The organism is Photobacterium galatheae, assembly GCF_000695255.1.
Classification (GTDB): domain Bacteria; phylum Pseudomonadota; class Gammaproteobacteria; order Enterobacterales; family Vibrionaceae; genus Photobacterium; species Photobacterium galatheae.
This window is the reverse complement of the sequence record NZ_JMIB01000003.1, coordinates 62260-84313: the sequence shown is the minus strand read 5'-3', so window position 1 is coordinate 84313 and position 22054 is coordinate 62260. Positions and strand designations below refer to the sequence as shown.

Below are 22054 nucleotides of genomic sequence, written 5' to 3'. Positions count from 1 at the left end.
AGTTGTCTGTAAAAGATCGGTCTGTCAATGAGCCGGGCGTGTGCCCGGCTCAGTCGTTTCAGCATCTCAGTTGTCCGGCATCTGACCAGTTGTAAACAAACTCATCCACCACGGTGCCATCCGGTGCCTGCCAGGTTTGCGAACAGTGCTCTGTGCCGCCAACGCGCTGGTAAAAACCAATGGCTGGCAGGTTCGAAGCCAGCACTTCCAGATAAATGCCCTGACGTTGCGCTTTCTGTTCAATGATTCCGGCAGCGGTTTTCAGTAACTGTTTCCCGACACCTTGTCCTTTTGCTTCAGGACTGACATGCAGGTTATCAATCAGCGTCCCGAGATCCTGATGGGCGTCTAATTCGATACAGATGAACCCACAGAGCTGATTGCTCTGCTTTGCGACCCAAATGTGGCGTTTCTCCATCGGTTGGCTCAGTCGTTGATGCCACACCTGCTTTCTGTCCAGATGAATGTCATGCGCCAGATATTGTTCGGATAAGTCGTTGCGGTAAACGATTTTCCAGTTCTGGATGTGCAGGTCGGCGATGGCCTGATGATCGTCGAAAGTTGCGTCTTGAATAGTCAACATATAGGCACTTCTTTTATTATTCATGATTTTTTCAGACATTATGCCTGAATGGCGTATGAGAGAAAGTCATTCGCAATGTTCAGTCTGCAATCACAGCAGAAAACTTTACCCGCCTCAAACTTTTGCGGTCTCAGTCGTGATTTCATGCCTCTTATGAATAACACTGCCAATAAAAATAAGAAACCGAAGTCACCTCAGCCATGCGAGCGCTTCGGATACCGATGTGTACAAGGGAAGAGAACACGAAGATGTCAACCAAGACCATTCTTGTTGTGGATGACGATGTTGAAATTCGCGAGTTATTACAAGCGTATCTGACAAAATCCGGTTTTACCGTGCTGACTGCTGAAGACGGCATGGCGATGAAGCAATGCCTGGAAATCAGCAAACCCGAATTGATTCTGCTGGACGTGATGATGCCGGGGGACGACGGTTTCACCCTGTGCCAGTTCGTGCGGAAAACCTCGGAAGTGCCCATCATCATGCTGACGGCAGTGTCTGATGAACTGGATCAGATTCTGGGGCTGGAGATCGGGGCGGATGACTATATTGCCAAACCCTTCAGCCCACGCCAGTTGCTGGCCCGGATCAAAGCGTTGTTGCGGCGGACAAGGCCGGTTGTTCAGGAAGAATACCCCCAGCCGGCAGCGTTGCCACGCACCATTCGTTTTGGTCACTGGCGGTTGGAGACCTTGTCTCATCGTTTGTACAACCTGCAAACAGAGCAGGACTTTGAGCTGACCAGCGGAGACTTCAGCTTGCTGATGCTGTTTCTGTCCCGTCCGAATGAAGTGCTGGACCGAGACACGATCTCCAACGCCACCCGGGGACGGGAGTCGTTACCGTCCGAGCGGGGCATTGATGTTCAGCTCAGTCGATTACGCCAGCGGCTGGGCGACAGCGGCAAACAACCAAAATTTATCAAAACCATGCGGGGAAACGGCTATATCTTTACCGCCCCGGTGACCTATGAGCATTAAGTGTGAATGAAAACGCATCATTGATGCGTTTTCTTCAACTATTCAGAGTTCAGGTGACATCTTTTATTTTTAATAATGCACTTAAAAATAACTTCACTAGTTTTTTGTTTTTAATTGAATGTAGTGAATGAATGATTTTTATTGGATTGCTATAAAGTGTGTCACTTTTTATTATATTGTCCCAGTTTAAATCATTCGCAATTAATCCATTGCTTCTCATGACTTTAAGGAATTCATGTGCAATTAAACCCTGGCCAATGGCTGAAGGGTGAACACCATCCAAACCGAAGAGACCACCTTTTTCAACTTGGCCATTTTTATCCACATCATAAAATAAAGTGTTCACAGTTATATTATTTTCTTTAAAATAATCGGGGAATTTATAGGGTGGATTTTTGAAATTTCTTTTATATGCCATGCTGGTTAAACATGACGAAAGATCTACTAAATGAAAGCTAATTTTTGATGTTCCTTTTTTTTGTATCAGCTCTTTTATGATTTCATTATATTCAATAATAGTATCATCAATTTTTCGGGCTTGAGTGAATGTTAAATACCGTTTGCCTTTTATTGCAATGGACTCATCAATTGGATACAAGGTGTAATATTCAAAGTATAAAGAATCACTGCCGTTAGAAGATACTGGAATCTCTTTCCCAAACCCCTTCAGGGCAGGTGTTATAGTAATCAAAGGAATATTGCCAACGAATATTTCACAGTGGGAACTCTGGTTTCTGCTTAGCGAAAGGATGAGTTTATCTAATAGAATTTCGTATTCTCTTCTGAAATCACGAGTATCCCAGATATTGTATTTTTGTCTGTCTACCCTTGATTGATTGAGAATGCTACCAGAGCCGTCTGTCCAACTTAAATCTAAATCAAAGATTGTCCCTAAAACATTGTTAGACCCTAACCATAGCGCTATGTTTTCTATCCCTTCACTATCGGAAATAAAATTCAACCAGGATAAAGCTGATTTATCCATATGTAAGGCGTTAGAAGTGGGATTTAGTGTTCGATAAGCATTGCGATAAAATGGGGAGCTGGCACCTTGAAAATAATTGTTGCTTTTTGAATTTCCATTTCCACTGACAATAGTATTAGCCAGCCTTGGGGTGACAAGCCACGCATCAGCAATATCCATACCTTCGACAGCGATGTTGTGATATTTCTGAGGGGCTCCTGGAATCGGATGACCAATTTGTCCAAGGCCAGACTCAAAGTATTTTTCAGATTTATCAAGAACATCATTTATGGTTTTTAAAAATGTTCCAGGAAGATGTGTCAGAAAATCTTTTGGCGATAAATTATTACCGTAAACTGACTCTAAAGCTCTTAGAATACCTTCTAAATCATACTTAAGCTTATAGCCATTGGGCCAGATGATTGCGTTATAATTAGCAATGGACATGGCATTTGCAATTAAAGTGCTGTATGCAATGCTTGGTTCTGCAGCAGCGCCTGAGATAAATCCTTGAGAAATACTGTCACCGATAGTAAAGAGCTTAACTGACATTGTTTTATTCCTTCTAATTATTTTTAATTAATTCTAGCTGGAATTGAATCGGTTGAAGTGAAGAAACAGTAAGTATTATTGAAAATGTTAAAGATTATTAATTCTAATAACCTGAATTCAAAGCGAACGTGGGGTATGTTCCCATTTTGTATTGATCTGTCGAAAGCCGTTTTCTTTGATGTAGCAACGAATGACGCATAGAAAAGCGCTTCATTTTGATGAAAATCCGCTCGGGCTCAGAGGGGAAATATTGCCGTTTGTACGCCATCAGTTACCGGTAATCTTTCTGAGTTTTGATCCTGAACACGGATGAAACCTGCCTGGAAACGTTGTCTCTGGGCAGGTTTTTTTGTTGGCATCAGGACTGGCTTATCAGAAGCTTTGGAGAACAATCTGCATGAGTGTCGGGAAGATGATAAAGTGGCGACATGTCAGCCACAGAAATGAGAAAGCCTTGTGCAGCCAATAGCGGATAATCAGCAGTATTACGACGAAACCTTCAGTAAATTGTCGCTTTCGTTTTCAGAATGGGCTGAGATTGAGTTTGAAGATTGTGAGTTTCATGATTGCAATTTTTCAGAGTCGACGTTTAAAAACTGCAAGTTTATTAACTGTCAGTTTTCTCAATGTAATCTGAGTCTGTTGAAAATTCCGCAAACCCGTTTTTTCGAGGTTTCATTTGTTGCCTGTAAATTAGTCGGGATTGATTGGACGCAGGGGAACTGGCCATCCTTCAATATTGATCATGAGCTGACATTTCGGCAATGCATTCTCAACGACGCCTCTTTTTTTGGTCTGACGCTGAACGAACTGGTTCTGGATGACTGCAAACTCCATGATGTTGATTTCAGGGAAGGGGACTTCAAAGATTCGTCCATGACGTATTGCGACTTTACGCATAGCTTGTTTATGCGAACGGACTTGCGCCGGGTCGATTTCACGGAATCAACGCATTACAACATCCATGTTCTGGAAAATTCAGTGGCAGGGGCGAAATTTTCCCGCTTCGAAGCATTGAACCTGCTTGAGACATTGGGCATTGAGCTGGTGGATTGAACATTCAGCCGGTGATTTTAAATCGTGACCCTGAATTCAGATAATAAGTGCAACACTCATGGGTTGACTCCCGTGATGGTCTATTTCGGTCATTTCAAGTTTTGACCATTGAATGGTTTTTTATATGACCTGTGACCAAATTTTCAAATCGTTTCTGAAATTCTGGTGTGAGTTTCAGGAGGAAATCACTGACTTCTGAGAGGACATGGATTTTTATCACAGCAAATTTTTTGAACGTGCGGCGAAATTGCATTGCTTAGTTTGACTACGAACAAAAACTGAATTGATTTTTAGTGTTTTGATGGCAGTTTTGTTTATCTTCATTCTTTAACTTTATCTTTCATGGCGATGGATGAAATCCGTTTGATGATAGAAATGAGAGGGGCATTTTCAGCCACTTTTTATCTCTTTATTCAGCCATGTTGATTGTGAATGATGGAACCATAGGAAGGGAAAAGATGAAGGCAGGAAAAATTGTTCAGTGGGCTGGTTTGTTGATCGGGTTGCAAAGTGTTTCAGTCGTACAGGCCGCCGATCATTCATGGGGATACGAAGGTGTTAATGGTCCTGAGCATTGGGCGGCACTGAGCGGTGATTTTGCAACATGCGCGGCTGGGAAAAACCAGTCTCCAATTGATTTGGTGGCGATGGTTGAGGGTAAATTACCACCGCTTTCGTTGTATTATCAGCCTGCATCGGCGAGTGTGATTGATAACGGGCATACGGTGCAGGTGAACTATGCGCCGGGGAGTTCTCTGACGCTGGATGGTCAGTCGTTTGAACTGAAGCAGTTTCACTTTCACACACCGAGTGAGAATCATATCCGGGGCAAGTCTTTCCCGCTGGAAGGCCATTTTGTTCATGCGGATAAAAGCGGCAATCTGGCGGTGATTGCCGTGATGTTTCAAGAAGGTGAGGCCAATGAAGCGCTTGCCAAGATCTGGTCACAAATGCCATCTGCAACCGGAAAAGTGGTCTCTTTAAATCAAAAGGTGGATGTGCGTCAGATCATTCCGGCTCAACAAGATTACTACCGTTTTAGCGGTTCACTGACAACCCCGCCGTGTACTGAAGGGGTTCGATGGATTGTGCTCAAACAGCCTCAAACGGTTTCAGCGAGCCAGATCGAGGCGTTTTATCAAGTCTTGGGTCATGGTAATAACCGTCCGGTACAGCCTGTGAATGGTCGACTGGTGGTTTCATCTTAATTGATTGTCATCGCCGCACCGGCATAGCCTCGTGTGCTGATGGTGCGGCTTGATAAAGCATTTTGAGCTGCTGTTGTAATTTCAAACGATACGGATTGGTTTAAAACCGTGAAGTGAATCGAAAAAATTATTTTATTTGATAAAAGTCCTACCTGAAAGTTATGAATATCAATTAGATTCTCTGCGCCAGGATCATCTGTCAGTCAACGTCAGTAAAAGCCAATTTTTATTTTCATTTTTTGATGAACGTGACGGTGAGTGAACCATGGCTACCTATCAGTTTTTTACCAAGAAAAAGGCTTATACCTATCTTCTGGTTGATATGCCCGACTATTGGGAAAGCGAATCTCAACTTCTTCAACAAGGATTTGAGAAAGAAAAATTCCTGATTTCTGCCCCTGAAACCTCTGAAGCCATTCAAAAATACAGAGCGGTTGAACAATGTCGCCGAAAACACCAATCAAGTGCATTTGATTTTATGTTCGACATGATTACGTTTTCATCTGATCATTGATTTTTTGCTGGACGGCCGGTTAAAGAGAAATATTTTTACTTCCGTTGATTGATCCGGAATGCAGTCAATCGATGATGCAAAGAGAGTATTTAGAATGAAAACATTTCACTTTTATACAAAGAATGAAGCTTATACGTTGATTGATGTCAATTCAGAAACCTTTTCTGAAGAAGAGAAACAATTATTCGAGCAAGGGTTTGAGTTAGATATCAAGAGTATTCATGCAGAGACTTCGAAGGAAGCGGTTGAAAAGTATGAACAAGAAAACGAGTTTAATTGTCAGGCTACGACAACGCTTGCCATGATTGAGGCGCTCACGATCCCGGTCATCCTTTCTGTCGATGATTGAAAAGCAAACGGAATGATTCACTGAGATCCTTTCGTACCGTTCATTTCAATAACCGGCGAGATTGCCGGTTATTTTTATGGTGGCTTGGCGGATCAATTATTTGATGACTGCCTTGATTGCTGCTTCTGCACAAGCTGCATCCAGATGCCCGCCCGGCGCTCCCCCGACGCCGATTGCACCGACGACCTGATTGTTGACGCTGACCGGCAAGCCGCCCGCCAGAAGCAGCAGGTTGTCATCCATATCTTTCAGTGGCGCGAGGAGGGGCTTGTCATTCACCAGTTTCATCAGGTTGGCGGTTGGCTGTTTCATGCTGACGGCGGTAAACGCTTTTTTGCGTGAACTTTCGAGTGTATGTGGCCCAGCCTGATTCTGGCGCAGTTGGGCTAACACACGGCCGGAGCGGTCGACAACAGTCGCCGTGACAGCGTAATTGTCTTTTGCACATTGTGCGACGGCAGACTGGGCCAGTTCGAAGGCTGTGTTTGAAGAAAGCTGCGTTTCTGTGACGGTTGTTGCTGCAGAGGCTGAAGCAGCAAAAACGGACAGGGCCAGGCATACAGGTGTCAGAGTTTTCATGTTCTATCCTTCTTGGGATGGGTGATGTGATGACTTTAATGCATGCTCAATTGCCACAGACTTGCCTGAAGATTACCAGATTGTAATCTTTGAGAATTTACAGCCATGTTAGGATCAGAACCGGTTTGGATATAACACAGGGGTCTACAGACAGGATCAGTGATGCACATCTTAGTGGTTGAAGATGATCAGCCGATACGTGAGTTCGTCCGTCTCGGGCTGGAGGAACTGGATTTTCAGGTGACAGCCTGCGCGGATGGCAAGCTGGGGTATCAACTTGCCTGTCAGGAAGCTTTTGATCTGATCATTTTAGATCTGATGCTACCGGGAATGGATGGCATGGAAGTCCTGCGCCGTTTACGGGGGGAAGGGCACCAGACACCGGTTTTGATTTTAAGTGCCCGTCATTCAGTTGATGAACGCGTGCTGGGTTTACAGTCCGGTGCGGATGACTATCTGGTGAAGCCGTTTGCATTTGCCGAACTGGTTGCCCGGTGCCAGACGCTGCTCCGGCGGCAATCAGCGGCAGCCAGTGTTGAATCACTGACGTATCAGGGACTGACACTGGATTTGCTGTCGCGGGAAGCCAGCCGCGATGGCCAGCGCATTGAACTGAAACCCAGAGAGTTTGCGCTGCTGAAATTATTGATGACCCAGCCGGGTCGGGTGCTGTCAAAAACCATTATTCTGGAGCATGTGTGGGGATTTCAGTTTGATCCCCAGACCAATGTCGTGGATGTACTGGTCTGCCGTCTCCGCAGCAAGATTGATAAAGGCTTTTCCGTACCATTGTTGCAGACTATTCGCGGAGTGGGTTATGTCCTCAGACATGAACGCTGAACAGGCCACCCGTTCGGCACAACGGGCGCTGTTTCACCGTTTCCTGCTGACCCTGCTGATTTGCTTTCTTTTCCTGATGACCGTGATGGTATTTATTCTGACTTACCTACTTGATTATCAGGAAAGAAAACTGCTCAGTTCCCTGGGGCAGGAATACCAGCGCATTCTGACCTTTGAATCGGATTCTAAACTTGAGCATGTGGTGATCAACAACCCTAACCGATTGATAGAAAACGCGATCAGTGTGGCGCGTGTTGATTCGACGGGGCAGTTAGAGTGGCTGAGTGGTGCTGAACTCCCCAGTTTCCCAGAGGTTGTTTCCGAATATCAGCCTGCTTTGAGGCATTGGTATCATTTATTCAGCCATGCGCCTTACCTGAGCCTGAAACTGGATGGCAAACCCTCGCAATATTGGCTCATCATGGATGGGACACCCAGACGGACTCATTTATTTGTTCAGGGAGCCGCTCTGTGTGCTGCTTTAGCGGTGATGGTCGCCTTGATTGCGCTGATCGTCTGGCGATTGCTGAGCCGAACTCTGTCGCCGTTGCACAGCCTTGCCAAAGGGGTGGATCAGGTCAGGGGCTGGTCCCTGGATGTGATGCTGGCAACGGATCTGCCAGCGCTTGAATCGAGCGGCCCGCTGGGTCAGCTCAGTCAAAGTGTGCAGCAGGTACTTAATCGTCTGAGAGAAACCGTCAAAGGGATGGATCAGACGGTGGATGCCATTGCCCATGATGTCCGGACACCTTTGTCTCGTGTGATACTGACCACAGAGGCCGCATTGAGCGAGGACACAGCAAAGTATCAGCCTGAGCAAATTGAAGCCTCGCTGCGTTCTGCCCTGTCTGATTGTGCTGAATCTGCCCAGCAGGCGAATCAGATGCTGACGACCCTGATGCGGATTCATGATGAACAGGTGGGACGGCATGCGCTGGAAACACAGCCGATTGAACTGGCCCAATTATTATCGGAGGTTGCAGCCTGGTATGAGGAAGTCGCTGAAGATACGGGAATCCGGCTGAATACCGACGGCTTAGAAGCGGTGACTTGCGTCTCTGACGCCAAACGCCTGACACAAATTGTCGTGAATCTGGTGGATAACAGTGTGAAATACAGTCTGCCCGGAGGTGAAGTCAGTTTGGCTTGCGGCGAAGCAGTTGATCATCTCTGGTTCAGTGTCAGTGATCGGGGAATTGGGATTGAACCTGCACATCAAGCCTTGATCTTTCGGCGGCTTTACCGGGTGGAAGGGAGTCGTCATCGGCCGGGGTACGGGTTAGGGCTTGCCATGGTTTCTGCCATGGTGAATACACTGCAAGGCAGCATTGATCTGAACTCCGTGCTGGGAGAAGGCAGCCGGTTTACAGTCCGGCTGCCAAAGACACTGGACCTGTGAATCGTTTGATTCAGTCGCCCGTGGTATCAGGTTACAGGCAGAGCCGTTCCGCAATAAAATCGAGGAAAGCACGAATACGCGGCGACAGTGCCGTGTTTCTGTAATACACCGCATGAATCGCTTCTCTGTCGTTGGGGGTCGCAATGTCTGCTTCAAGGACAGACACCAACCTGCCCGCGGCCAGATCGTGGCACACCATGAAGTTTGACAGCAGTGCGAGCCCATTTCCGGACAGACACAGTTGCCGGACTGTTTCCCCACTGCTGCCCTGGATGTGCATGCGCGGGGAACAGGGGCCGTGCAGAAAGGGCCATTTGTTCAGATTCGGCTGACCGGCAAAGCCAATACAGCGATGCGTACTCAGGGCTTCAATACTGTCTGGTGTGCCGTACTCTGTCAGGTAGGCCGGGCTGGCGACAATCCGCAGCGGGCTGCGTCCGAGAAATTTTGCATGCAGGTTGGAATCTTTCAGCTCACCAATCCGGATAGCAAGATCGGTGCGCTTTTCGATCAGATCAATGAAACGTTCACTGGATATCAGTTCAACCTCAATGTTCGGGCAGGCCGCCTGAAATGCCGCCATATGAGGCACGAGCTGGTGCAGGATGAACGGGCTGGCCGAATCGACCCTTAAGCGTCCGGCAGGCTTCCCTTTGAGCAGGCGCAGTTTTTCTTCTGCACCGGCAATCTGGCTCAGGCCATGGCGGATGTGTTCGGCAAAGAAGCGCCCTTCTTCAGTGAGTTCGACCCGGCGTGTGGTGCGTGTCAGCAAGGTTGTGCTGAGTTCTGTTTCCAGTCTCGCAATGGCCCGGGAAACCTTGGCCACCTGAATGTTTAATTGATTCGCTGCGGCTGAAAATCCGCCGCTGTCGACGACAGTCAGGAAAATCTCCAGCTCTTCTGTTCGGGAAACTATTGTCATTTTCGATAAAGTCATTTGTTGTTGGTGCTATTTTTTACAAAAATAAAGCTGGTCAGCTTGTATGCCATCGGTGTTGCCATAGGTGCGCCGGTGCTGACAGCACTGACCGGACGCTGGCCGCGCAAGACTGTATTGCTTGCACTGATGGCGTTGTTTATCGGCGGGAATCTTCTGGCCTGGCTGGCGCCCGGATATGAATCTCTGATTGCCGCACGAATACTGACCGGTCTGGCCCACGGTGTCTTTTTCTCAATCGGCTCGACGATTGCGACGAGTCTGGTGAGCAAAGAAAAAGAGGCCAGCGCTATCGCGACCATGTTCACGGGGCTAACCGTTGCACTGGTGACCGGTGTGCCACTGGGAACCTGGATTGGTCAGATCTTTGGCTGGCGGGCAACTTTTCTGATTGTAGCGTTACTGGGGTTGATTGCTTTGATCGGCAGTGCGCTGCTTGTTCCTTCAAATCTGAAGCAATCACCGCCAGCACAACTGAAACAGCAACTGGCTGTCCTGATTCATCCGCGTTTATTACTGGTTTATGCGATGACTGCGGTGGGTTATGGGGGCACGTTTGTGGCGTTCACATATCTGGCACCCATACTTCAGCAGGTGACCGGGCTGGCGGAAGGTGCCATCAGTCTGGTGATGCTGGTGTATGGTGTATCCGTCGCTGTTGGCAATATCTGGGGTGGGAAGTTGGCTGACCGGCAGGGACCGGTGAATGCATTACTGTGGATTTTTGCGGCTCTGGCGCTGACTTTGCTGGTGTTCAGCGTGACGGCGAACAGCCCTGTATTGGCCGTCTTGACGGTTCTGGTTTGGGGCGCCTTTGCGTTCGGAAATGTACCGGGTTTACAGGTTTATGTGGTACAGCTTGCCGGCAGGTATACCCCGAACGCAGTCGACGTGGCTTCAGGACTGAATATTGCTGCGTTTAACGTGGGAATTGCCCTGGGGTCTGTCATCGGCGGTGTGGTTGTCGAAAGGATGTCGCTGACGGACGCACCGTGGATTGGTGCACTGATTGTGATGCTGGCCTTCCTGCTGACCTGGTTTTCGGGACATTTGGATCGGTCTGGTGAACCTTCGGCAGCATCTGAAGCAGCACCATCAGCTCAATAAGAAAAAGGCCCGTTCAGGGCCTTTTAAGATCAGTGACTGGCGTTGGATGGCTCTCTGAGATAAGAATTCCAGTAATAGATGGCGTAGTTGGCACCCACCCAGAGGACCAGCAAAGTTGCCACGCTGATTTCAATCACACCGGTCATATTGAGGTATTTCGACAGGGCATGTTCGTCCGGCAGCCACTCGATCAGGCGATGCATGGCGACAGCGCTGATCACAGAGGGAAAGGTAATCGCAGCCAGTGAGGGCTGAAAGCGGTACTTTAAGATATCGATGTAGCACAGATAGACAAAAATGGTCATGGTGATCCCAATGCCAGCCAGTGCGCCGGTGAGGACAGGATCCGGATGATCCAGATTGGTCAGATACGCGGTCAGCGACAGGTTGACCGGTGCTGCCATAATGGTCAGGGTTGGTCTGGCAACGCGGGGCAGACGTCCGGCAAAACACAGTCGGTACAACACGACGGGCAACATGAAGAAGTAGATCGCCACACAGGCGTTCGTCATCAAGATGGAAAACTCGGTATAGCCAAGTTGTGAACCGGCCAGTGTGCCGCTGATGGCGCCCACCGGGTACAGGAACCAGCTTGGATAAAGGTGAATCAGACGAAATTTCTGTAACTGACAACTGAAAAAAATCACCATCATGGTGAGATGCAAGGCCAGGGCCGGATACCACAGTATCCGGGCACTGGCGGGATGGATGCCTGCCAGATAATCGGCCAGGACCAGCATGGTCATCGACATCGGTGGCATCAGACTGCCGTACAGTGGATGGTGAAGATCGGTCAGGAACAGTTTCGGATTCAGCAGGTATTTCAACACCACAGGAATCAGCAGGCAGGCGCCGATGAGTGCACACAGTGAACGGATATAAAGGCCATAACTTGGATAGTAGAGTGACCAGGCAAGGCCGATCCCTGTGATAGCTAATGCTAAAGCAGCCTGAGCGGTAGGAACTTGTGTGAATGCTTTGCCAAGTGTCACTGGGTCTCCTTTTTATTGACCTGCGAATCAAAGAGAAGGGATTTTACACGAAATGATGACAAATGATCCTCGTTAATCGCTTCAGAGTAGAAAGATTTTCAGGTTCTGAGGAAATATGTCAGTCATCAGCACAGCGCTGAAACATTGACGGTGATACAGAAAGTGTAAGGACAAAAGTTGCGAAATACAGGATTTGATCCCATAGTAATAGTGAAGCGTATGAAGTGAGAGAGTTTCATGCTCTAGCTTCTGGAGGATTTAGCTGTTCTTCGACTTTCTTGCGTTCTGTGCTTCACGGTTGTTTCCGGCTTCAGAGGATGCAGCCACCAAGGCACTAAGCCTGTGAAAACTTAGTGTTACAATTTGGAAAGTGACACCACAAAATTAATACTTCTTCGCCAATACAGCATAAAGCTCGATTGAAAGAAACTGACGATTATCGAGCCCGGCATACTCAACGTAATGAGTGGCGAAGCCCCCGTTATAAATACCATCGGTGTGCTGAGTAGGTAGACTGAAGGTGATAACGAATACAAGCCGCACGCAACGTGCGGCTTTTTTTGTGCGTTTCTGACTGAGCGCTGCGAACATCAATTTGTGCTCTGTCCCCCACTCGTCTTCAATTGTGAGCGAAGCGACAGTTTTCAGCGGTTGACCACCACCAGCACGATCAGTCTGCGCGGGCCATGAGCACCGTAGGCGAGGGTTTGCTGAATGTCGGCTGTTTTCGAGGGACCGGAAATCAGCACCACATTTGTGGGCAACCCTTGCTGCCAGTGCTGTTCCTGCATCAAACCTGTCAAGCTGTCGGTGAGCTGTGACGCATTCACCAGCGCGATGTGACACGGGGGCACCAGCGACAGTGTTCTTGGTTCATGGCGATTCGGCCATAACACCAGTGTTCCCGTTTCGGCAATGGCCGCATGAACATGGGTGATTCCGGCATCGACTTCAGAAAACAGGGCCGCTTTCCAGTGTTCTATGGGTTGCTCGAACGGCACGTGTGTTGCCGTTTGGCTGGCCTGCTGAATCTGTGTCATGTATTCACCGGCTGTACCCGTTGCAATCCGTTGGGCACCGATCTGCCCGATGATTTCAGTGAGCTGATCCGGCAGCGTTTCTACGGTGCAGCGATAAATCTCAGCATGACTGGCGGTGAGCTGCTCACAAAAGTGCGCCAATCGCTGCGTTTTATCCCGGGCTGTCCACGCAGTGTATGCCGGCTCCGGTGTATGGAGCTGGGGTGCGGTTTGTTGTCCGGCACGTAAACGGGCCAGAATGGCTTGTCGGGCTGGGTTCATTCCGGAACTCCTTTACGTTTTTGTTTGATCAGGTGATGCAGGGAAGTCGCCGCTGGTTTGGGTGCGGTTCGGCATTGTGTCCAGTGACCCAGGTTGTCCGGAATCCAATGACGGATCTTGCCGGCCAGCCAGGTTCCGGTGTGATAAAGCGACGGATGACAGGCGGCGGTGGCAAAAGTTTTCATCATCAGGGATTCCGCAGTGCTGGCAGCCGATTGCTGGCCTCGCAAGGGTGTCTGTCCCTGTTCCGGCGGTTGTTTTGCATCATGGCGTAATCGCTGAAGCAGCGATGGAATAGGGATGCGAACCGGGCAGACTTCTCCGCAGGCTCCGCACAGGCTGGATGCTGTGACGAGGTCTTGCGTGGCTTCAAGCCCCAGCAGGTGTGGCGAAATAATTTTGCCGATCGGGCCCGGATAGACAGTGCCGTAAGCATGGCCGCCAATCCGGGTATAAACGGGGCAGTGATTCATGCAGGCACCACAACGGATGCATTGCAGGGTCTGGCGGATTTCATCATCCTGATAAGCCTGGCTGCGTCCGTTATCCAGCAAAATCAGATGCACGGCTTTCGGGCCGTCCAGCTCGCCGGGTTTGCGGGGGGATGAAATCAGGTTGAAATAGGTCGTAATCGTCTGTCCGGTCGCGGAACGGGTCAGTGCACTGTAAAGCGGCGGCACATCACTGAGCAATTCCACCACTTTTTCGATGCCTGTAATGGCGATATGGATGTCAGGTACTGTCGTGCACATTCGGCCATTGCCTTCGTTTTCAACCAGACACAGTGTGCCGGTTTCAGCCACCGCAAAATTCACGCCCGAGACACCGATGTCTGCGGTGCGAAATTTTTCCCTGAGCTGTTGGCGGCCGGTCTGGATCAGGCTGTCGACATCTGTGGTGGGGGTAAAGTGCTCCAGATGCTCGGAAAAAGTGTCGCTGACCTGCTGTTTGTTTTTATGGATCGCCGGCATGATGATGTGAGACGGTGTGTCGCCATCCAGTTGAATGATGTATTCCCCCATGTCACTTTCGAGGCAAGTGATCTGATGCTTCGCCATCTCGTGGTTCAGGTTGATTTCCTCACTGACCATCGATTTTCCCTTGACCATCAGTAAGGGGGGATTGACGTCGGTGGGTGAGACAGCGCGTGTGCAGGATTGAGCGATCGCCAGAAAGATCGCATTTGCCTGTTCGGCATTTTCAGCCCAGTGCACCTGAATCCCGTTGGCGGTACAGTGGGTTTCCAGTTGTTCGAGCAGGTCGGGTAATTTCCGCAGGCAACGCTGGCGGATGGCTTCAGCCTTGTTACGAATGGCGGCTTCTTCCTGGGGATCTGCAAATGCGCTTTTTCGTTTGTCCCGGAGATAGTCCATCGCGCCCCGAAAATTGTGCCTGAGTTGCGGATCAGCCAGGGCATCAGCGGCCTGTTGATGAAAGTGTTCAGGTTGCTCGTTACTCATGCTGACCCTCGATGCGGTTGAGCAGAAAACTGGCGAGGTGCTGACCCTGTAACTTTTGTCCCTGATAAGCGAGCGCGCCGTTGATATTGAGCAGGCAGCCCCAGTCTGCACTGACGAAGTGCTCTGCCTGTGTGTCGCAAAGGTGGCGTGTTTTATCTTCGACCATAGCCTGACTGATGTTCGGATGACGAACCGCAAAAGTGCCACCGAAGCCGCAGCATTCACTGTCGTAAGCCTGTTCCCGGAGTTCGACGTGTTCGAGCTGGCTGAGGAGCTGTCGGGCAGTGACATGGACCTGCATTTCACGCCGCGCGGCGCAGGACGTGTGCATGACCACCGAAGCTGGCTGACCGGTATCCTGCCAGCGCACCCGACAGACATTGATCAGAAACTCCGTCAGTTCAAACACCCGCTCACAAAACTGATTGACGACAGTTTCATGTTCGCTGTCTTTGAACAGACGCCGATAGTGGTGGTGCATCATGCCGCCACAGGAACCAGACAGCACCACAACCGGCCAGGGTTCCGGAAACAGGGCAATCTGATTGAAGGCGATCTGACGGGATTCGCGGTTGTAGCCGCTGCTGTAAGCCGGTTGACCACAGCAAGTTTGCTTGGGAATGAAGCAGACCTCAATCCCTTCCCGTTCAAGCAGTGAGATGGCGTCTAATCCAGCCTGAGGATCAAACAGATCGACGAGGCAGGTGGCATAGAGATAGACTTTTTGTGGTTTGGCAGGATAAAGGCGACGGATGTGCATGCAGGACTCCCTGTTCGACATGCGGAGACATGAATCATTGATCAACATGGAATTTCATCTCCATTTGCATTCGCTAATGGAGATGAGATGCGAAAAAAGCCGTCCCGTGTTTGTTCAGGCTGTCAGATCTTTCACTTTGTCTGTCGGGCCGTTTTTCTGAACCGACTTGATCCCGTTGTCTGCGCCAGCCTTCGATTTATACATCTCACTGCTGCCAATGATCTGGTGATTTTTCGCTTTCAGATTGAAGTGAAATTGTCCGTTTGCGCCTTCTTTTAGCTCGAACTGCTCAGCATTGGGAGAATTGGTCTGAACGGATTTGATGCCATTCTGAGCGGCGGCCTTCGTGGTATACATTTCACTTTTGAGGATAACCTCGCCGTTTGCGGCTTTCAGAACAAAGTAAATCTGATCGTTTTTGGCTTTCTTCAACTCATAACTGCCCATCTCCAACTCCTTGTTGTGTCGTGGATTTAGATCAAGATTAGTCCTGTTTCGGTAAAAGAGAGTGATATTTGTCGAAGTCGGGTTGTTTTTTCATTGCGCCGGCTCACGCCGCTTTGATGCATCCTGAATCGGCGCTGTAAACAGCATCTTCAATGGCCCGATCCGGTGATTTTTTCTCCGCTCAAACAATCTTTCCAAAAAGATACTTGATGTTTTTGGTGATTGGATATATCTTTTTAAAAAGATACTTCAATGAAAGCATTAAGGATGTACATGAGTAAAGACAAGGTCGGCATGGTAAACACCATTAAAAATATCTGTCTCGCCATCATTGGCGGGAGTTTTCTTACATTAATGATTCAGACAAACAGTTACTTAGCCAAAGATACCTCAGCAATTTTTGCTTCTTGGGTCGCTCATGGTGTTGGTGCCGTGACTGCTTTGCTCATTGTTCTGATCACCTATCGGCTCCTCTCAGGGCAGGGAAATGCGCAACAAGTAAAGGAAAGAAAAAAAATCCCGTTATGGTTGTACCTCGGGGGAATTCCCGGTGCATTTACCGTCATTCTTGCGGCACTCGCGATTAATGGGGGGCTTTCTTTATCCAGCACCATTTCTTTAGGTTTGGTTGGTCAAATCGCATTCGGGATCGTTTCTGATTATTTTGGTTTGCTCAATACACAGAAAAGAAAAATAACGATGATCGATATGGGTGTTATTTCACTGGTTCTGATCGGCAGTATGATGATTTTATTCGGAGCTTAAGCTTTATGTTTACTTTTTTATTGATTGCAATGTTCAACGGAATCATGATTGGCACAGCAAGAACAATTAATGGGCAGTTGAGTGTTTCTTTAGGATCTTTTAGCGCGTCACTCTGGAACCATGTTGTTGGTTTACTTTTTCTGACACTCATTTTAGTCACTTCATTGGGTTCAGATTGGCAATTCTCACAGCTGAGTCAATTACCGTCATGGGCCTATATCGGGGGTGTTTTTGGCGCACTGTTTGTTGCTATCAGCAGCTATATTTTTCCACGCTTAGGTGCAATGAATGCAGCCATTTTTGTGATTGCCGGTCAGATGCTCTCTGCTGTCATCATTGACTGTCTGAGTCAGGGAACGGCACCGGGTGTATACCGGGTTCTGGGTGTGTGTCTTGTATTATCAGGAATTTACTTAAGCAGTAAAAAGAAATAGACCATTAAATAAAAAGGGAAATTGAATGAGTATCAATGAATTATTGGATGATCAAACGTATGACATTGAATTTAATGGTCATCTGACAAACCATATTAAACACGCTGTGATTGCATTAAATGGCTTAGGAATTCATGCTGAGCGAATTAAAGCCTATTATGAAAATTATGCAGAATTAACCCCCTATGGCATGGGGCTGGAAGCCCCCAGAAAAAGTAAATATCAGATCGATGAACAAAACTGGAAAGATTTTTTAGGCAAGCGAACCAGCTTTTGGGGGTATTGTGATTTCTTTGATAAAGAAATTTCCCAAAAAGGAATGGCAGCCGTACTTCAGCAATATGTCCCGACGCTTCTTCAAGGTTGGGCTGGCGCATTAACGCATGGCACCATCCATCTTGGCTGGGCACTGGACATTCAACACCGTTGGATGATTGTGGAAGGGCTCGCTTATATGGCTTTCTCCTATGTGCCTTGCCATCCCGAACGCGCGGTATTTGACAGTCAGCTTGACGAAGAAAATGCCGTTGCGTCTCTGATGAGGCTCTCACACCAGTGGCATTCGGAGCGTCGGGAAAGTCTCACGCATTGGTTGGATACGTTATTGAACAGTGAGGACCCGGCCTTACTCGACCGCATTCATCCTGAACTGCTGAGATCGGGACTTCAAAGTCGGATCGCGAAAGTGTTGATACAGGGACATCCGGAAATTTATCGTCTCCCGAAATGGCTCAATACGCTTGAGTCTAAAGAATGCTGGGAGCAACTTTTCTATCTGGTGACCTTAATCTATCTGTCGAGACCCGGTGATTTCCTGTTGCTCCATTTAGTGACGTCATTATATGCGATGGAGAAGATTGCGCTCCATTTACCTGAACATGAGACGAAAAATATCATTGGTCATTATTGGATCGGTTTACAGTGTATTTTGTTTGCCACAGATAAGTTTGCGAAGCCAGAGAAGCTACTGTCCCTGCATCAAACTTATTCAGACCGTTTTGATCATTTTAGTGAACGCATTGCTAATTCTGAGTGGGAACATATTGTACTCAGAGGTTTGGAAGAAGAAGAAGAACATAACCCGAAACTTGTCTACGTGATGAAAAAATGGTGGGAAAAACAAAACGGAACCATTTTCAGAGCGGCAGCCTATCAGTTTACGGCGACACCGGAATTACCACCTTCATTTGAGGAAGAACCGATTGAAGAGTGGTGAAATCGCGATGAGATATGCATCTCATTGATACTCATGTAAAATTGATGCATTTACGTGATGGAGCAAATGACATGAGTCATGAAATTGATAAGTTAGCCTGGGTTCATATCAAGAATAACCGTGTGTTGATGGCACGTTCTCACGGCAAAGCAATGTTTTATGTGCCGGGAGGAAAAAGAGAAGCGGGCGAAAGTGATCAAGCGGCACTGATTCGAGAAATTAAGGAAGAAGTCGCGGTTGATCTGATTCCTGAAACGTTGTCATATCTCGGCACTTATTACGCTCAGGCGGATGGAAAACCTGAAGGGACTCAGGTGAAGTTAACTTGCTATCAATCTGAATTTCAAGGCGAATGCAGACCATCGGCAGAAATTGAGGAAATTGTCTGGATCAGTTATAACGAAAAAGACAAGTGCTCCCAAGTCGCGAGAATCTTGCTAGAGAATTTGAAGGCATCAAATCTGATTGATGCCATTTGAATTTTCCTGACAAATTAGATTCGGAGCATATTTTTTAAGTGGATAATGTTTTGTTAAAAATAATATCTATTTTAGATTTAGATAGATTGTTTATTTATCCCTTTCAAATCATTCGAGAAACTGATTCAAATTAAAAATTGATGCACCAAGAGAAAGGCCGGTATTTCATGACCGGCTTTTTTTGTGTCTTGCCGGAGGGGATGGACAGAGGAAAGTCATTCATCCGAAGCGAGAATCTGCTGGATGGTGGCTTTCTGCTTTTATCGGTGTGCTGTCACGTGTTGGCCACTGGTTCTTCGGTGGATTCGTTCAGAGGTCACTTTTCACTTTGAGAAGCATGCTGCAACCAGAGTGGGGTGGTTGTTCTGACTTGTTTTTGCCCCAAAACAATTCAGAGCAAAAGCTCTTGCTTACTTCGAACCTAGTAATTTCCCCTATCAAAAGTTCTCCGAAGGTGTTTGGGTAACAGCATTTTTCTGAAATTATAAGGCATCATACAACCTAATCTCTGTTAACTTTCATTAACCTATTGATTACACGTTGATGTGGTATTAAAAAGGTTGCATGATAAGAATATGAAAGGCGGCTAAAAGCCGCATAGAAAGCGTTATGATGCAGCCCAAACTTAACCGCTTGGGCTGCTCTCGACTATGCAGTCATGAGGTCAACAATTTCAGTTAACTTTGTTTCTAAAACAGTTGGAGTCCACTCGGTTTCATTTAGTAATGCTAAGCTGCGAGGTAGATCAGATATCTTACCTTTTAAGTATTTTGATTTTTTAACTTCAAAGTCAAAATTAGAAGCAGAAGAATTTTTCTTTTTACTCAATAATACAAGGTTGGCAATGCTGTGGGTCCACCTAGTTCTTTCATCGTCACTAAAGTTTTTCTTCCAATCTGAATCATCTTTTGGATTTACAGGCAAAATATGCTCAATGCTTACCGCCCCAAACTTTCTTTCTGCTGTAATATCGGACATTAGATATTCTAGTTTAACTAAGGCGTACTTAACAAAGTTTCTCTTGGCAAAATCATTACTCATTAGGATTTCTGAGTATTTATCCACGTCTATATGGAAGTTATTACTACTTAGAACGTCAGAACTGCTAGCGTATTTATCAATATCTTTCAATATTGAGCACATCTTAATTATTCTCTTATCTTTAGTTTCGCCAATAAACCAACTAAATGAATAACTTCTTTCTAGTTTTGTCAGGAATTGAAAAATATTCTCGGTCTTAAATTTTTTGTAATAAGCCAATAGTGGTGCTAACCAATCGGAACCACGTAAATAGCTATTCATGATGTTAATTAAGCTGTTGAATTTCGATTTGTCTTCATATGAATCCAACAGACTTTTGTTCAAAACTAGATCTGTGTAAATATTTTTGTAGTCAGCAATGTAGTCAATGAACTCTTCACCCGGTTTAATCTTTCCTTTTTTGAAGATATCTTCAAAAACCTTAACTAGCTCACTATTAGATTTTTGCTTAATCTCTATCAATTTGATTATATTGATTAACCTTTCAAACTCATCACCACCCAGATCATCTTCCATTTGCTCCCATTTTTTGGAGTATTCCTTTCGTAAATTAACGTCCGGCATAACTTGGTTGCCCAAGTTTTTAGCCTTGAGGATATCAATTCTTCTAAGATCAATTCCTCTGTCATTAATTATTGAGAACATTCTGAACGCATCGTCAAACTTTTCAGTAGATACAAAGATTACTATGCAACGCTGAGATATATGGCTTACTAAAGACTCAATTTCACTCTGCTTTAAAATGGCTATCTTTTCGTTGAAAATATCAACCGCTTTAACTATGTTTATCTGTTGGTCTGTCAAGTTATCTAGGCTAGGGCTATTTAACGTAGAACCGTTAGTTTGAACATGAGCTTTAAAAAAAGTACGTTCTTTAACTTCTAATCTATCGCGCTCTTCAATACCACTTACTGGGTTTTTCGGCTGATAAATATATTTCTTAAGTGGATCTTTGTATTCGTTATCTTTAATGATATCTCGTAGGCAAGCCATCAAAATTTGCAGTGTTGTCATTCTCTGCTGACCATCTATAACATCGTAGTTGGTAGCATTTCCAGATTTACTTACTTCTTGAGCGATGACAGTTCCAAGAAAGTACTCATTGTCTCGATCAGACTCAAAAATATCATCAAAAAGTTGCTCACAGTTTTCTCTACTCCATGAATAAGGGCGTTGATACTCTGGAATTCTAAAAAAATACTCGCTACTGAACAGCGTGTTAATGTTTATTTTGTGTCCTTCAATCTTTGACATGGCTTGGCTCTACTTTTTTGGCACGATGCGCTGTACTCTATCATGGACTACTAAAAAAATGCATCATAACAAGTGTTTAAGGTTTCAAGATACTTTTGCTAATCTGAAATAAGCGGCTTACCAGATTTCGCGTAACTCGCTTCTGTCCATTTATCTCTAGGCCCCGACAGATTCGCTGAGTGATCAGCGTCACTTCGCTCTGCGTCCTGTCCCAAATCATCCACGGCAATCCAGCCTTTAATGACTATTGAGATAGTATTTTGCTGAAAAACGCGCATAATCTTGCTAGACCACACTCAAAGAAGAAATTATCTATGACTGATTTTCACTATTACTTTCATCAACTGCCTTGTTTTAACTGTAAAAAAACCACAGTAAGCACTGATCTTGGTTGGTTAACGGTGGCGATGAAAGATGATGTCCTAGCGCAAGTGGGTGCGATTATCGAACAAGGCAACGTTGAGCCAGATCTTTCGGTGAAGGTTACTTGTACGAAAGAGGAAGCGCGTGATTACTTATTGCTGAATTTCTACGGTTACTCAGAAGAAGAACTAGCGAATCAAGTTGAAGCGGAAGATGAGCAAGAAGTCGCGGATGAAATAGCAGAGCTACTGGCAGAAGGTAACGATACAGCAGTCTTTGAACACGAAATCGCACTGCAAAGTTGTACTGATTGCGACATTGATGAAGAGTCAAACCAAGCGTAATCGTTCAACTTAAACATGCTCGTCATTCGTAAGATGACGTTCTGTTTATTCAAAGCGTTAGCAGAGTAGGGTTTGCTAACGCTTTTTTGTTTTTGCGGTTTTTAGTGAGGCACTGTTCAAGGGGGCTGGT

Annotated in this window: 22 protein-coding genes and 1 pseudogene; 13 read left to right on the top strand and 10 right to left on the bottom strand. The window is 46.6% G+C overall.

Going from position 1 to position 22054, the window contains the following annotated elements:
- Nucleotides 1-58: 58 nt before the first annotated feature.
- The gene (locus EA58_RS01495; protein ID WP_161781012.1) at nucleotides 59-583 is read right to left on the bottom strand and encodes a GNAT family N-acetyltransferase; all 525 of its coding nucleotides are present in this window, start codon (nucleotides 581-583) and stop codon (nucleotides 59-61) included.
- 248 nt (nucleotides 584-831) lie between these two features.
- On the opposite strand from EA58_RS01495, the gene EA58_RS01490 reads away from it, so the two are divergent.
- Nucleotides 832-1563 carry a response regulator gene (locus EA58_RS01490; protein ID WP_036748099.1) on the top strand — a complete coding sequence of 244 codons (732 nt, stop codon included), beginning with the start codon at nucleotides 832-834 and terminating at the stop codon, nucleotides 1561-1563.
- Nucleotides 1564-1612: 49 nt separating this feature from the next.
- Here the strand turns inward: EA58_RS01490 and EA58_RS01485 are convergent, their stop codons facing one another.
- Entirely contained in the window at nucleotides 1613-3079 is a 1467-nt protein-coding gene (locus tag EA58_RS01485; protein ID WP_051641832.1) for a hypothetical protein, read from the bottom strand.
- Nucleotides 3080-3535: 456 nt separating this feature from the next.
- Here EA58_RS01485 and EA58_RS01480 point away from each other — a divergent pair, with 456 nt between their 5' ends.
- From EA58_RS01480 to EA58_RS01465, 4 genes are all read left to right on the top strand, one after another.
- Nucleotides 3536-4135, top strand: a complete 600-nt coding sequence (locus tag EA58_RS01480) for a pentapeptide repeat-containing protein (RefSeq protein ID WP_036748097.1) — start codon at nucleotides 3536-3538, stop codon at nucleotides 4133-4135.
- A 458-nt stretch (nucleotides 4136-4593) separates the two neighbouring features.
- A complete protein-coding gene (locus tag EA58_RS01475) occupies nucleotides 4594-5343 on the top strand; it encodes a carbonic anhydrase (protein WP_051641831.1) in 750 nt (249 codons plus the stop codon).
- A gap of 265 nt (nucleotides 5344-5608) precedes the next feature.
- Nucleotides 5609-5857, top strand: coding sequence for a hypothetical protein (locus EA58_RS01470; protein WP_036748094.1), 249 nt, complete (start codon nucleotides 5609-5611; stop codon nucleotides 5855-5857).
- A 58-nt stretch (nucleotides 5858-5915) separates the two neighbouring features.
- Nucleotides 5916-6206, top strand: a complete 291-nt coding sequence (locus EA58_RS01465) for a hypothetical protein (RefSeq protein WP_152547904.1) — start codon at nucleotides 5916-5918, stop codon at nucleotides 6204-6206.
- A gap of 96 nt (nucleotides 6207-6302) precedes the next feature.
- Here EA58_RS01465 and EA58_RS01460 read toward each other — a convergent pair whose 3' ends face one another.
- Nucleotides 6303-6785 (bottom strand): GlcG/HbpS family heme-binding protein, encoded by a 483-nt coding sequence (locus EA58_RS01460; RefSeq protein ID WP_036748088.1) that lies wholly within the window; start codon nucleotides 6783-6785, stop codon nucleotides 6303-6305.
- Nucleotides 6786-6947: 162 nt separating this feature from the next.
- On the opposite strand from EA58_RS01460, the gene EA58_RS01455 reads away from it, so the two are divergent.
- Together EA58_RS01455 and EA58_RS01450 are read left to right on the top strand one after the other, a co-directional pair.
- Complete coding sequence (locus tag EA58_RS01455) at nucleotides 6948-7625, top strand: response regulator (protein WP_036748085.1); 678 nt, start codon at nucleotides 6948-6950, stop codon at nucleotides 7623-7625.
- Entirely contained in the window at nucleotides 7603-9024 is a 1422-nt protein-coding gene (locus EA58_RS01450; protein ID WP_036748082.1) for a sensor histidine kinase, read from the top strand. The genes EA58_RS01455 and EA58_RS01450 overlap by 23 nt, the downstream gene beginning before the upstream one ends.
- A gap of 31 nt (nucleotides 9025-9055) precedes the next feature.
- Here EA58_RS01450 and EA58_RS01445 read toward each other — a convergent pair whose 3' ends face one another.
- Nucleotides 9056-9940, bottom strand: coding sequence for a LysR family transcriptional regulator (locus tag EA58_RS01445; RefSeq protein WP_200872143.1), 885 nt, complete (start codon nucleotides 9938-9940; stop codon nucleotides 9056-9058).
- Nucleotides 9941-9994: 54 nt separating this feature from the next.
- Between EA58_RS01445 and EA58_RS01440 the strand changes: the two are divergent.
- Nucleotides 9995-11068, top strand: a pseudogene (locus EA58_RS01440) (MFS transporter); the annotation flags it as partial.
- 29 nt (nucleotides 11069-11097) lie between these two features.
- On the opposite strand, the gene EA58_RS01435 reads toward EA58_RS01440, so the two are convergent.
- From EA58_RS01435 to EA58_RS01410, 5 genes are all read right to left on the bottom strand, one after another.
- Nucleotides 11098-12060 (bottom strand): TDT family transporter, encoded by a 963-nt coding sequence (locus tag EA58_RS01435; RefSeq protein WP_036748079.1) that lies wholly within the window; start codon nucleotides 12058-12060, stop codon nucleotides 11098-11100.
- Nucleotides 12061-12704: 644 nt separating this feature from the next.
- Nucleotides 12705-13361 carry a LutC/YkgG family protein gene (locus tag EA58_RS01425; protein WP_036748074.1) on the bottom strand — a complete coding sequence of 219 codons (657 nt, stop codon included), beginning with the start codon at nucleotides 13359-13361 and terminating at the stop codon, nucleotides 12705-12707.
- Nucleotides 13358-14821, bottom strand: a complete 1464-nt coding sequence (locus EA58_RS01420; protein WP_036748072.1) for a LutB/LldF family L-lactate oxidation iron-sulfur protein — start codon at nucleotides 14819-14821, stop codon at nucleotides 13358-13360. The genes EA58_RS01425 and EA58_RS01420 overlap by 4 nt, the downstream gene beginning before the upstream one ends.
- On the bottom strand, nucleotides 14814-15581 hold the full coding sequence (locus EA58_RS01415; RefSeq protein ID WP_036748070.1) for a (Fe-S)-binding protein: 768 nt from the start codon (nucleotides 15579-15581) through the stop codon (nucleotides 14814-14816). The genes EA58_RS01420 and EA58_RS01415 overlap by 8 nt, the downstream gene beginning before the upstream one ends.
- A 114-nt stretch (nucleotides 15582-15695) precedes the next feature.
- Nucleotides 15696-16028: a YegP family protein gene (locus tag EA58_RS01410; protein WP_081819520.1), complete on the bottom strand. Its 333-nt coding sequence runs from the start codon at nucleotides 16026-16028 to the stop codon at nucleotides 15696-15698.
- A gap of 273 nt (nucleotides 16029-16301) precedes the next feature.
- On the opposite strand from EA58_RS01410, the gene EA58_RS01405 reads away from it, so the two are divergent.
- From EA58_RS01405 to EA58_RS01390, 4 genes are all read left to right on the top strand, one after another.
- Nucleotides 16302-16793: a DMT family transporter gene (locus EA58_RS01405; RefSeq protein ID WP_200872142.1), complete on the top strand. Its 492-nt coding sequence runs from the start codon at nucleotides 16302-16304 to the stop codon at nucleotides 16791-16793.
- A 5-nt stretch (nucleotides 16794-16798) separates the two neighbouring features.
- Nucleotides 16799-17227: a DMT family transporter gene (locus tag EA58_RS01400; RefSeq protein ID WP_036748064.1), complete on the top strand. Its 429-nt coding sequence runs from the start codon at nucleotides 16799-16801 to the stop codon at nucleotides 17225-17227.
- A gap of 25 nt (nucleotides 17228-17252) precedes the next feature.
- A complete protein-coding gene (locus EA58_RS01395; RefSeq protein WP_036748062.1) occupies nucleotides 17253-18443 on the top strand; it encodes a questin oxidase family protein in 1191 nt (396 codons plus the stop codon).
- Nucleotides 18444-18514: 71 nt separating this feature from the next.
- Nucleotides 18515-18922: an NUDIX hydrolase gene (locus tag EA58_RS01390; RefSeq protein ID WP_036748208.1), complete on the top strand. Its 408-nt coding sequence runs from the start codon at nucleotides 18515-18517 to the stop codon at nucleotides 18920-18922.
- Between the two features lie 648 nt (nucleotides 18923-19570).
- Here the strand turns inward: EA58_RS01390 and EA58_RS01385 are convergent.
- Nucleotides 19571-21217, bottom strand: coding sequence for a DUF262 domain-containing protein (locus EA58_RS01385; protein ID WP_036748061.1), 1647 nt, complete (start codon nucleotides 21215-21217; stop codon nucleotides 19571-19573).
- 314 nt (nucleotides 21218-21531) lie between these two features.
- Between EA58_RS01385 and EA58_RS01375 the strand changes: the two genes are divergently transcribed.
- Nucleotides 21532-21924: a hypothetical protein gene (locus EA58_RS01375; RefSeq protein ID WP_036748055.1), complete on the top strand. Its 393-nt coding sequence runs from the start codon at nucleotides 21532-21534 to the stop codon at nucleotides 21922-21924.
- Nucleotides 21925-22054 lie beyond the last annotated feature (130 nt).